We start from the raw sequence: 11,981 nt of genomic DNA, 5'->3' as shown, positions 1-11,981 counted from the left end.
TAATGGAAAAGACTTTCTTTAAAAAGGAGCCATTCCATGTACATATCACGTTCCGAATCCCATCAGCATGAAAAGCGCAAACGCAAGAAAAAGCGCCGGCGGCTGCTTGCGGTTAATTTAATGCTCCTTGGAGCAATTATCGTGTTAGTTGGCGTCGGGCTTTCGCTGAAAAATGCCGGTTCTATTGGCGATTTGCTGAGCTTTGGCGGCAACGGCACCGAAATTAAATCCTCTGACGGCGGAGCAGCTGTTGTCGATAAAGGCAGCAAAGGCGAGGGCAATTCCGTGCAGGAGGAGAATGAAGCACCCGGCAAGGACGGGGAAGCTGCCGAAGGGAAGCCGCAGGATGAAGATGAAGGTTCTGCTGGCGGCGAGTCTGAAGGCGAGGCTCCTGATAAAAATGAGCCGGGATCGGCTGGAAGCAGCGATAACGGCAGCAAAGGCAATAATGGCAGCAGCAATGGCGGAGAAAGCGGCAGCAACAGCGGCGAAAAGATCAGATTGGCATTTGTCGGAGATATCTTGCTGGCTTCCTCGGTCGAAGATCAGCTGAAGCGATACGGCTATGATTTTCCTTATGCGAAATCACTGCTTTATTTGAGTGAGCCGGACATTACGGCAGGCAATCTCGAGTATCCAGTCACCGAAGGAGGAACCCCTGCTGACGATAAGGAATTTGTATTCAAGGGTTCTCCGCTCGCGCTTCCGGCACTCCGTGATGCAGGCTTTGATGTCGTTAATCTGGCGAACAATCATACGCTGGACCATGGAATAAAGGGACTTTTTGATACAATGTCGCATCTGGACGAAGCGGGTATCTCCCATATTGGTGCAGGCAAAGATGACACTGAGGCTTTTACACCTGTCATTAAAGAATCACGCGGCATCAAAATTGCATATATTGGGCTGAGCCGTGTCGTACCGAAGACGTCCTGGAAAGCGGATAAAAATACGCCGGGCGTTGCCGAAACCTACGATACAACAAGGGCAAAAGCTGCAATAGCAAAAGCGAAGGAACAGGCTGATCTGGTGGTCGTGATGGTTCACTGGGGAAAAGAACGTATGGATACGCCGGAACAATACCAGCGGAATTTCGCCCGTGAATATATTGATTCCGGTGCGGACCTCGTGATCGGGAGCCATCCTCATGTACTGCAAGGATTTGAAAAATATAAAGGCAAATGGATAGCGTATAGCTTGGGCAATTTTATTTTTAGCGTGTATCCAAAAGGAAAATCCGGAGAGACGGGCGTGCTTGACGCGACGTGTACGGCAAAAGGGGATTGCGATCTGCAGTTCCATCCGATGTATGCGGATCAAGCGCAGCCGAAGCCGATGGAAGAGAATCAAGCGCAGGCGCTTATTGATCGTTTGACTTCCATTTCGTTCAAGGTGAAGCTGCGCAAGGACGGTACGCTTGTCTCCGAGTGACCGGTGCCGAAAGGGTGATCGAGGAGAATGAACAACCCGTGCGCAGCGCACAGGGGCTGGTCAGGCAGGGCGCCAGAGAACACGATGGCCTCCATACAGATGGCGCTGAGCGAGCCGGATATCGAGTGGATTGAAATTGATGTGCAGCTGTCCAAGGATCATATTCCGGTCGTCATCCACGATTATAAGCTTCGCAGAACGACGAACGGAAAAGGGCAAATACGCGACTGGACGGCTGCGGAGTTGGCGAAACTGGATGCTGGAGGCTGGTTCTCCCCGCTGTATCGCAACGAGCGGATTCCTACGCTGGAAGCGGTGCTGCAAGCTGTATCCGTATCAGGCAAATGCCGGTTGAATATCGAGCTGAAAACGGACGGCATCCGTTATCCTTATATTGAGGAGCAGGTTTTGAAGCTGGTAAGAGATTACCGGATGGAGGATAGCGTCGTCATTACGTCCTTCCATTTCGGTACCCTGCACCGGATGCATCAGCTGTCGGAAGGCGACCTGCGCACCGGCTTTATTTTGGACGGATGGCGGGATTCGCTGCCAGAGGAGCTGAAGCAGATCGGCTCGGATTTTTTATCGATCGATTATGGCCGGCTTACAAAAGACAGGGTCAACCGTTTGCAAGCGGCAGGCATACAGATTATGGCGTGGACGATTAACGACGAGCGCAGCATCCGCAAGATCGCCATGCTGGACCCCGGCATCATTATTTGCACAAATCATCCGGACCGCTGGCGGAATGCGATGTTGTCGATTGATGATGGGGCTCGGCGTTAAGGATGTAGGTGAGTGCGGATGCAAGAAGTGAAATTAGATGCAAGCAGTGTCGGATGATGCTGGTCGCACCTTTACCTGACTTTTTCATGATTGATGAAAAGAGAACGGGCTGCGTTCTTGTATATCCGACTAAATTTCGAAACGACAGCACCTAACAAAGTTTGGATTATGAAATGACGTATATTCTTTCCGTGAAATGTACCAAATGAAACTAAATACGCTGTAAGTTTAAAGATTATTGCTAGTATAAGTACGAGTATAGAATGTGAACTTATATGTTTTTGAGTTGTTTTTGTTTATTGGGATAATGGAGCTAAAGGGGCGGGAAAGATGGTTGGATGGATCGAAGAATGGTGGCTCAGGGCGTTGGCCGGATTAATAGGCAGCGGCTTGATTGCCCTTGCAGCCTATCGATTCCGCTCGTTGTCGGGCTCTGGGGCCTTGTCGGCAGTTGTGATGGGGACAGGCTTCGTTACATTGGGAGAGCCGGTATGGTTCGGCTGTCTGATCGCTTTTTTCGTCACTTCGACGCTATGGTCGAAGTGGAAAAAGCGTCACCGCGCCAAGGTGAAGGCAGAAGCTAATTATGAGAAAACCGGCCGCCGCGATGCCGGCCAGGTATGGGCTAACGGCGGCGTTGGCCTGCTGCTCTGCGCAGCAGATGCATGGCTGCCGTCGCCGGGCTGGCTTTACGCCTATATCGGCGTGATGGCCGCCGTTAATGCGGATACATGGGCGACCGAGATCGGCGCCCTGAGCAAGTCCGCGCCGCGCTCGATCATGAGCGGCAAGGCAGTGCCAGCGGGCACGAGCGGCGCGGTAACGCTGCTCGGCTCCGCAGCAGCGCTTGCAGGCGCCGCCCTGATCGGCGGCGTCGCGGCAGCGCTGCTGGCGCTCCAGCAGCAGCACGTTGGCCCTGCTGCGGGCGCATGGGGCGGCGCGGCGGCGCTAGTCGCAGCCGCCGCGGCCGCCGGCCTGGCCGGCTGCTTCGCGGACTCGCTGCTGGGCGCGACCGGCCAGGCCATGTACCGCTGCCGGGTATGCGGCAGCGATACCGAGCGCGGCGTCCATTGCGGCGCCGCCGCCGAGCGAGTGCGCGGCTTCGCTTGGCTGAACAACGACAGGGTAAACCTTCTGTCGTCGCTGCTCGCCGGTGCGATCGGTTGGGCGCTAGGCATGCTGCTGCTCTAGCGTTTAAAAGGCCCAGTCAGGATTAATGGAAATCCTGACTGGGCCTTTTTGCGTCTGTGTCGCCTGCTTTCACATTATTTAAGACCTTGCCAGGGTTTTAACCGCTCAGAGTGTATCATCCTCTCTTGAGTTAAGACCCTCGCAGAGTCTTAACCTACCCAAACTGGCAACAAAAGCACCAGAAAATCAGCTGTTTTACTTGTATAAGACCCTACAAGGGTCTTAACCGCTCAAAAAGTGTCGTTCTCTCATGAATTAAGACCCTCGCAGGGTCTTAACCTACCCAAACTGGCAACAAAAGCGCCAGTAGATAGGCTGTTTTACTTGCATAAGACCCTGCCAAGGTCTTAACCGCTCAGAGTGTGTCATCCTCTAATGAGTTAAGACCCTCGCAGGGTCTTAATCTACCCAAACTGGCATGAAAAGCGCCAGTAGATTGGCTGTTTTACTTGCATAAGACCCTGCGGGGGTCTTAACCGCTCAAAATATGTCATCCTCTCATGAGTTAAGACCCTCGCAGGGTCTTACCAGGCCTCCCGCACAAAAAAAGCGTCGGAGCAGGAAATTATCCTGTTCCGACGCCTGTTCACTTGCGTTATTTCGTCAATTGCTCCATTTGCTCAATCAAGCTTTCGAACACGCTCATCGCCTGCTCGATCGGCTCAGGCGAGGACATGTCTACGCCGGCCTTCTTGAGAATGTTGATCGAGAAGTCGCTGCCGCCGCTTTTCAGGAAGCCGAGGTAACGATCCACTGCCGGAGCGCCCTCCTCCAAAATTTGCTTGGAGAAGCTTGTTGCAGCTGAGAAGCCTGTCGCGTATTTGTACACGTAGAAGCTGGTGTAGAAATGCGGGATACGCGCCCATTCCATCTCGATATCTTTGTCCACGACCATATCCTTGCCGTAATACAGCACGTTCAGATCGTAGTAGATTTTGCTCAGCTCTTGCGGCGTAAGCGACTCGCCTTGCTCCGTCCGTTCATGCACGATTTTTTCGAACTCGCCGAACATCGTCTGACGGAACACCGTCGTCCGGAATTGATCGGCATAGTACGTCAACAGGTACATTTTCTCCTTCGGATCAGTCGACCTGCTCAGCAGGTAATCCATCAGCAGCGCTTCATTCAGCGTAGAAGCAACCTCAGCCAAGAAAATGGTATACTGCGCATCGCGGTAATTCTGGTTCGTATCGGAATAGTACGAGTGGAGGGCGTGGCCCATCTCATGCGTCAGCGTAAACATGCTGTTCAAGTTGTCCTTATGATTCAGCAGCACGTAAGGGTGCGTGCCGAAAGCTCCCCAGCTGTAAGCGCCGCTGCGTTTGCCTTCGTTCTCATACACGTCGATCCAGCCGTTGTCGAAGCCGTCCTGCAGAACAGCCAAATAGTCTTCGCCCAGCGGTTTCAAGCTTTCTTTGACCGTTGCTTTTGCTTCATCGAACGTGATATCCATATCGAATTCGTCCACGAGCGGGGCGAACAGGTCATACATATGAAGCTCGTCAACGCCCAGCAGTTTTTTACGAAGATTCATATAGCGGTGCATAAGCGGCAAATGCTTATGAATCGTATCGATCAAATTCGTATAAACCGTTTGCGGAATGTTGTCGCCATAGAGCGACATCTCCAATGCTGACGGGTATTTGCGGGCACGCGCGTAAAAAATATTTTTCGTAATGTTGGCGTTCAGCGTCGTCGCGAGCGTGTTTTTTAGCTTGCCGTATGTATCGTACATCGCTGTAAACGCGTTTTGCCGTACCTCACGATTTTTACTCTCCAGAAATTGAATATAACGGCCTTGCGTCAGCTCGATTTCTTCGCCCTTTTCGTTTTTCACCTTCGGGAACTTCAAGTCGGCATTGTTGAGAATGCTGAAAATCGTACCAGGAGCCGAGCTCACGTTGCCGACCTGAGCCATCAGCGCTTCTTCGCTTTTGGACAGTACATGTGCTTTCTGGCGGCGCATTTCTTCCAGTGTGTGGCGGTAGATCGCCAGCTCGGGATCAGCGATAAACGCATCAAGCTGCTCGTCGGATAACGACAACACTTCCGGTGTTACAAAAGACAGCGCTTCGCCAGTCTCAACGCTAATTTTTTTGGATTTGTCGGATAGCGCCTGGTAGGCGGGCTCCGCCGTGTCCTCATGATGCTTCATATTCGCATATACATAAAGCCGTTCTACATGAAGGGAAAGCTGATCTTCAAGCTCGAAGCAGGCTTTAAGCTGCTTGGCATCGGCAAGCTTGCCTTCGAAAGCGCCTGCTTTTTTGATTAAGCTTTTCGCTTCGGCATACTCTTTGTCCCATGCTGCCTGATCCTTAAACAAGTCTTCCAGCTTCCAGCGGTTTTCCACTGCGGTTTCGGAACGTTTCGGTACGTGATTCATCGAACTCCTCCTCGGAACGGATATCGTAGAGCGGTATGCATGCCCTTCATTTGCAGCATGCGTTGCGGGCTGAGCGGCAAGCTCTGCCGCTGCGGAGCCCGGCGTCAAACTTAACGCCAATAGGACGGGAAGCCATTTCATCGTGCGGTCACCTCTAGAACACAGTTTGTCCTAGTATGTCCGGCACGCCCCCTATTACTCCTGTCCCATCGTAAATAAGCTATAGACGACTAGAAAGAATGAAAAAGCGATAAATGCGATCGAAATGAGCGCCAAGCTGCGTCTGAATTGAGGGGCGATCGACTCGCGCTTCATAAAGACAACGGCGCCCAGCACAAATGATGCGATGACAAAAATAATCGTTGCTGAAAAATCCATCGGCGGCGTATACCTCCTGTATTGTCGTATGCGGACCGTTGTATCGTTATGTTCGCCGCAAACCCTTTTATTTCCTCCCTGCAGGGAAGGGGCCGCAGTGAAACATGGACTGCCTATACCGATTTAAAAGCGGCAATAATTGCTTCGCGCTCTTCTTCGCGGCCCTCATAGCTTGCCGGCTTGAAACGATTTTCTGCCCAGTGGAGCATTTCCGGACGGCTGACGAACGTATGGCATTCCTCGCCCCATTGATCGGAAATTTCCCGTACGATCAGCGTCTTGCCTTGAACCTCGACAGTCAGCATATTGTATTTATCGGTTTTGTATATTTCGTGTTTTTTGAACATCTGTATGCCCACCTTTCTATCCGCCTCCTGCTTGAAAAAACGGATTGTTCTCATCATAGCCAAAAAGGAGGGTGGAAATCAATAAGCATCGGTAGTAATATAGGTATAATCTGCTAAATAGCAGTAAAATTTCCGGCAAGGAGAGCTTTGCTGGGAAAAGATGAGTCGAGAAGAGCTGAGATGAGGAGAGTGTTAGGTATGAATCAGCATTACGAACAAATTGGCGTGGCGATGACTTGCCGCGGCTATGACGAGTACGTCCGCATGTTTGATTTGAACGAAGAGGACCTGCAAGCAGGTAAAGTGCTGGATGTGGCGTCAGGAGGTTCTTCCTTTACGGCAGAAGCCCGAAGAAGGGGAATCGAAGCATTCGCAGTGGATCCGCGATACCAGCAGCCCGATGCTGAACAATGGATCGCAGAAGCATTGGAAGAGATCGGCGTTTCTACAGCCAAGCTTGCTAAGCTGGATTCATCATTCGATTGGAGCTATTATGGAAGTCTTGAACGCCACCGTGCGGGAAGGGAATCTTCACTGGAGCTGTTCGCCAATCATTTGAGAAGCAATGAGGGAAAAAACTGCTATTTCGGCGGGGCACTGCCACAGCTGCCGTTCGCGAGCAGCACATTTTCGCTTGTTACTTGCAGTCATTTCTTATTTCTATATGCCGAGCAATTCGGCTTCGAATTTCATAAGCAAGCGATATTGGAATTAATGCGCGTGTGCAAGCCGGGCGGACAGGTTCGGATTTACCCGCTTCTGTCGCTCAAGTGGGACCGGTTTGAAGCATTAAATGAGCTAATAACAGCTATAGAGGGGGCTGGCGGCAAGGCTGACCGGCTGCCTTCACAATTGCCGTTTATACCCGGCTCCACTGAATTTTTACGGATTACGATATTGGAATAGAGAATAATAGCTGTACCAGCAAAGAGCTTCCGATAATCGGAAGCTCTTTGCTGTATATTAGGATATCTTCGCCAACTCTTTCTACCGATAGATAGAGAGGGCAGATGCGAGGCGTATTTAAGCGAGCTCATGTATGCCAGGCATGATGCTCAACGGTCCATAACGATTATCTGACAACCCAGTGAGTAAAGTGCTATCAAGCAGCTGCAACTGGTCAATTAAGTAATAAGCAGGCAGCATCCGAGGAACCTGCTTGGTCCCCTGCCATCCCTCAAAATGTAAAAGTACATGCTGATTCGCTGAAAATGCTCACTTTTCCGCTTCAAAATGCAAAAGTGCATTTTGTTTAGCCGAATTGGCCGGATTTGGGTCATTTCGACCCATTCGACATGTACTTTTACATTTTGATCGGCATTTCAGGCCACATAAGCAGATTTAAAATGCACTTTTGCATTTTGTTCCAAACAGAAGTAAATCTGTGTGCAGCAGGTCGGCCAGAAGTGAGCCGTTTAGGAGCTAGAATGTGTTTCTATCTAAGAAAATAGCAACTGTTTTAACTACTGCAGTTACTTCAAAACCCGTGCCTCACAGTTTGATGACAATGGCCAGCCGGCGCACGTAACTGCCCGTTGTATGACGGCCGCAAAATTCCTGCCCGCGTCAGCCTGCCTCACAACAAACACAAAAGCCCCTGACCGCCGCCTTCCAAAGGCAGCGTCCAGGGGCTCTTTCGTTTAAGTAACTCTCATCACTAAGCTGTTGAGCTCCGCGTATAGTAATACTGCCCTAGAAAGCCCAGCGCGGCCAACACGGCGAGCAGGGAGGCGGTGTGGAAGAAAGAGCTGCGCCCGAACTGCTCGAAGATGTAACCGCCCGCCGTCCCGCTTATAAACCCGGCCAAGCCGGTCCAGACGACGGCGTATACCGCCTGCCCCGAGGAGCGGAATTCGTCGGGAATGAGCTGGGATATATAGCGCAGCGCGGTAGAGAAGTAGATGCCAAACGTGATGCTGTGCATCAGTTGGGTAGCCACAACCCAGCGCGGATCGTCCAGCTCGCCGAGCATCCACATGCGAACGGCGTACATGATGCTGGCAATGGCAAGCAGCGGAAGCTCCTTGAAGCGGTGTCCATACTTGCCGAGCAGGAACAGAATCGGTATTTCACTCGCGGCCGACATCAGCCAGGCCAGTCCAACCAGCGAATCGCTTGCTCCCAGCTGGCGCAGCGTGATGGCGAGAAAGCCCTCGTACATCCGGTGCGAGATCGATACGAGCAGCAGGACGAAGAAGAAAACCACGACCTGCGGCTTGCGCATGAGCTGAAAAAAGCCGGAAAACTCGATTTTTCGCGAGCTGGTCCGATAATCCCGAATGAAGAACGAGAGGATGATCGTAATCGTAATGGTTGCCAGACCAATTGGCAGCGTCCATTCGGAGCCGACCGCTTTCAGCAGCAGCCCGAAGGCGTACGCTGAAGAGGCGAAGCCAAGCGAGCCGAAAATCCGGATCAACGCATAGGGCGTTCCCGTATATTGGCTGGAAAGCAAGACCAGACTGTCGCTAAGCGGGTTGATCGGCGTCTGGAAAAAATAAAAGGCCGTCATCACCAGGCAAATGACAGCGAAATGCTCCACCGGGAAAAGCAGCGAAAGCATGGCGAGCTGTCCAAATAGCAGCAAGGTAAGCAGCTTTTTGATCGTTTGAAATCTATCGCTGGCCCAGCCAAGCAGCACATTGGCGAAGATTGATATGAATGGTCCTGTTGCGTAAATAATGCCAATTTGATGCTCGGAGAAGCCCCGGTCCATAAAGTATAAAGGGATATAAGAGACCAGCAGCGCTTGTGTGGAATAGGCTGCGAAGCTGAAGCCGCGAAGCGCAGTCGTCTCCCGTCTTGCAGAGGAGCTTCGCTTGGAATTTGAATTGCTCGTATCGCTAGATTCTGCTTGGTCCATCGGTACCCTTCACTCCATATCTGTCTCGTAATTCCGTGTTATGATTTTATTTAGTATAGCATGAACTGCTGGATTATTGTTTGGTGAAATGGTACATTTATGTTTGGAGGTTTTATCGTGGGGAAGTATCGGTTTCAGTGGAATGAACGGCTGCGCATCCCGCTCCCTGTGATGGAACAGGATTGGGAGCTGTACGATGGCGCCGAACAGGCTGATATAGTAGAGCGATGGGAGCTTATACGCGGAACGATTCCGGATCGGATCATGGAGCTGGAGAGAGTCATCCGCGTCAAGCAAAACGAATTGTTCGAAGAGGACAGCTTTCCGGAGTCCTGCCGAATTAACTCGGACATCGCCGAATTGGCCAGCCGGATCAATGATTTGCAGATCTGGTACCGGGTCAGTCAGGAACTGGAGACGCCTCTGTCTCCGTCATGATCAACGAGGAGGGCACATCATGCTTATTACGACACTATCAGGCAGCCAGGTGCCTCAAAGCCCTTTGAAGCTGATGTATCGCGTCTATAAGTACATACTGCCTGAGGTTGAGAACGAGCTGAGCAAGCTGCGGGCCATGGCGGAACGGATACCCGATGGAGAACTCCGTACGCAGGCGCTCGACAGCTTGGCGGGCAAGAAGTTTCATTGCCAGGGAGGAGCCGTGTACGCTTGCGCCAATCTGGAGCAGCGGCACATTCTGATCCCGCTTATCGTGGCGCTGCAGACGATCAGCGATTATCTGGACAATCTGTGCGATCGCAGCACCTCGCTTGATCCGGATGATTTTCGCCTGCTGCATCAGTCGATGCTGGATGCGGTAGATCCTGCGGCCGAGCCGAAGGATTACTACGCCTTGCGCAAGGAAAAGGACGACGGCGGCTATTTGCGGCATCTTGTCCTTGTCTGTCAGCGGAACGTCGCGCTGCTCCCGTCCTACGGCAGCGTACAGCGTGTTGTAAGCGAGCTGGTTGGTCTTTATAGCGACCTGCAGGTGTACAAGCATATTCGCAAAGACTTGAGGGAAACGGAATTGCTGGCTTGGTGGCATGAGCATGAAAGTCGTTATCCGCATTTGCGCTGGAATGAATTTGCCGCTGCTACGGGCTCCACGCTAGGCATGTTCATGCTGTTTCTGGCGGCGAGCGGAGACGGGCTTTCCGCCTCTGATGCCGATTCCATTCGGCGCATTTATTTCCCGCATGTCTGCAGTCTTCATATCCTGCTCGATTATTTGATCGATCAGGAGGAGGACAAGGCCGGAGGCGATTTGAATTTCTGCAATTACTACGAGAGCAGCAGCTTGCTTGTCGATCGCATCGGATGGATCGCAAGCAAGGCCCGTGAGGATGTGCAGCAGCTTCCGGCTCCGAGATTTCATCGTCTCGTCATCGAAGGCTTGCTGGCGCTGTATTTGTCGGACCCGAAAGTGAAGACGCAGTCCGATGTGATGCGCGTAACCCGCAAGCTGATGAAGAACAGCCCGCTTACCCGCTTGTTTTTTTTGATCAACAGCATTTGGATTCGAAAACAACAGGCTTAGATATAATTATTATCGTTTTGGAGGAATGTATCATGTCAGCAGTAAAATCGATTGCAGTATTAACGAGTGGCGGCGATTCCCAAGGAATGAACGCCGCAGTCCGCGCAGTTGTGCGGAGCGCTCTTTTCAACGGAATTGAAGTTTACGGCGTTCAACGCGGTTATCAGGGCCTGATCAACGACGACCTGCGTCCAATGGATCTTCGCAGTGTAGGTGACATCATTCAGCGCGGTGGTACGATTTTGCAAACGGCCCGCTGCAAAGAGTTCACGACGGCAGAAGGCCAGCAGCGCGGCGCAGAGGTGCTTCGCAACCGCGGAATCGACGGTCTGGTCGTAATCGGCGGCGACGGCTCCTATCAAGGCGCGAACAAGCTGAGCAAGCTTGGCATCAAGACGATGGGCTTGCCGGGAACGATCGATAATGACATTCCATTTACCGATTTCACGATCGGTTTCGATACTGCTGTAAGTATCGTAGTAGATGCAATTAACAAAATCCGCGATACGATGTCTTCGCACGAACGTTCCTCGGTCGTAGAGGTTATGGGACGCCATTGCGGCGATATCGCTCTGTACGCCGGTCTTGCAAGCGGCGCGGAGACGATCATCGTTCCGGAAGTTCCTTATGATTCGAAAGAAGTGTCGGAAAGAATGAAGGCAAACTTCGACAAAGGCAAACGCCACAGCATCGTTGTCGTTGCAGAAGGCGCAGGCAAAGGCGAGACGGTAGCCAGCGAGATACTGGACGGCTGCGGCCTGGAGCCTCGTGTTACGGTACTTGGCCATATCCAGCGCGGCGGCGCTCCGACAGCAGCAGACCGTATCCTTGCAAGCCGGCTGGGCGATTTCGCCGTTCATCAATTGATGGCGGGCGATTCCGGCAAAGCTTGCGGCATCGTACGCGGCGATCTGATTACGACGGACATCGATACAGTTGTTAATTCGAAAAAACCGTTCAACATGGAAATGTATGAACTGGCGCTTCGTCTCTCCCAATAAAACGATAATGGAATGCTAGAACGCCGGAGCCGGATGCTCCGGCGTTTTTTATTGTCGC

Annotated in this window: 11 protein-coding genes; 7 read left to right on the top strand and 4 right to left on the bottom strand. The window is 52.0% G+C overall.

Annotated features, from left to right (window positions below):
• Positions 1–36 precede the first annotated feature (36 nt).
• From ACFVVF_RS07790 to ACFVVF_RS07780, 3 genes are all read left to right on the top strand, one after another.
• The gene (locus ACFVVF_RS07790; protein WP_387806896.1) at positions 37–1,431 is read left to right on the top strand and encodes a CapA family protein; all 1,395 of its coding nucleotides are present in this window, start codon (positions 37–39) and stop codon (positions 1,429–1,431) included.
• Positions 1,432–1,458: 27 nt separating this feature from the next.
• Entirely contained in the window at positions 1,459–2,217 is a 759-nt protein-coding gene (locus ACFVVF_RS07785; RefSeq protein WP_387806894.1) for a glycerophosphodiester phosphodiesterase, read from the top strand.
• A 330-nt stretch (positions 2,218–2,547) separates the two neighbouring features.
• A complete protein-coding gene (locus ACFVVF_RS07780; protein ID WP_387806892.1) occupies positions 2,548–3,408 on the top strand; it encodes a DUF92 domain-containing protein in 861 nt (286 codons plus the stop codon).
• 595 nt (positions 3,409–4,003) lie between these two features.
• On the opposite strand, the gene pepF is transcribed toward ACFVVF_RS07780, so the two are convergent.
• The 3 genes from pepF to ACFVVF_RS07765 form a co-directional block, all read right to left on the bottom strand.
• On the bottom strand, positions 4,004–5,794 hold the full coding sequence (pepF, locus tag ACFVVF_RS07775) for an oligoendopeptidase F (protein WP_387808905.1): 1,791 nt from the start codon (positions 5,792–5,794) through the stop codon (positions 4,004–4,006).
• A gap of 195 nt (positions 5,795–5,989) precedes the next feature.
• Positions 5,990–6,172, bottom strand: coding sequence for a hypothetical protein (locus ACFVVF_RS07770; RefSeq protein WP_042162866.1), 183 nt, complete (start codon positions 6,170–6,172; stop codon positions 5,990–5,992).
• A gap of 113 nt (positions 6,173–6,285) precedes the next feature.
• The gene (locus tag ACFVVF_RS07765) at positions 6,286–6,519 is read right to left on the bottom strand and encodes a hypothetical protein (RefSeq protein ID WP_387806891.1); all 234 of its coding nucleotides are present in this window, start codon (positions 6,517–6,519) and stop codon (positions 6,286–6,288) included.
• A 198-nt stretch (positions 6,520–6,717) separates the two neighbouring features.
• Here ACFVVF_RS07765 and ACFVVF_RS07760 point away from each other — a divergent pair, with 198 nt between their 5' ends.
• Complete coding sequence (locus tag ACFVVF_RS07760) at positions 6,718–7,425, top strand: class I SAM-dependent methyltransferase (RefSeq protein ID WP_387806889.1); 708 nt, start codon at positions 6,718–6,720, stop codon at positions 7,423–7,425.
• Positions 7,426–8,176: 751 nt separating this feature from the next.
• On the opposite strand, the gene ACFVVF_RS07755 is transcribed toward ACFVVF_RS07760, so the two are convergent.
• A complete protein-coding gene (locus ACFVVF_RS07755) occupies positions 8,177–9,382 on the bottom strand; it encodes an MFS transporter (RefSeq protein ID WP_387806887.1) in 1,206 nt (401 codons plus the stop codon).
• A gap of 117 nt (positions 9,383–9,499) precedes the next feature.
• On the opposite strand from ACFVVF_RS07755, the gene ACFVVF_RS07750 reads away from it, so the two are divergent.
• From ACFVVF_RS07750 to pfkA, 3 genes are read left to right on the top strand one after another with little or no spacing between them, the layout of a single operon-like run.
• Positions 9,500–9,820: a hypothetical protein gene (locus ACFVVF_RS07750; RefSeq protein ID WP_387806885.1), complete on the top strand. Its 321-nt coding sequence runs from the start codon at positions 9,500–9,502 to the stop codon at positions 9,818–9,820.
• A gap of 19 nt (positions 9,821–9,839) precedes the next feature.
• On the top strand, positions 9,840–10,922 hold the full coding sequence (locus ACFVVF_RS07745; RefSeq protein ID WP_387806884.1) for a tetraprenyl-beta-curcumene synthase family protein: 1,083 nt from the start codon (positions 9,840–9,842) through the stop codon (positions 10,920–10,922).
• 32 nt (positions 10,923–10,954) lie between these two features.
• Positions 10,955–11,923, top strand: a complete 969-nt coding sequence (gene pfkA, locus ACFVVF_RS07740; RefSeq protein ID WP_387806882.1) for a 6-phosphofructokinase — start codon at positions 10,955–10,957, stop codon at positions 11,921–11,923.
• Positions 11,924–11,981 lie beyond the last annotated feature (58 nt).

This window comes from Paenibacillus sp. NPDC058174, from assembly GCF_042883865.1.
Classification (GTDB): Bacteria; Bacillota; Bacilli; order Paenibacillales; family Paenibacillaceae; genus Pristimantibacillus.
This window is presented reverse-complemented; position numbering and strand designations above follow the sequence as displayed.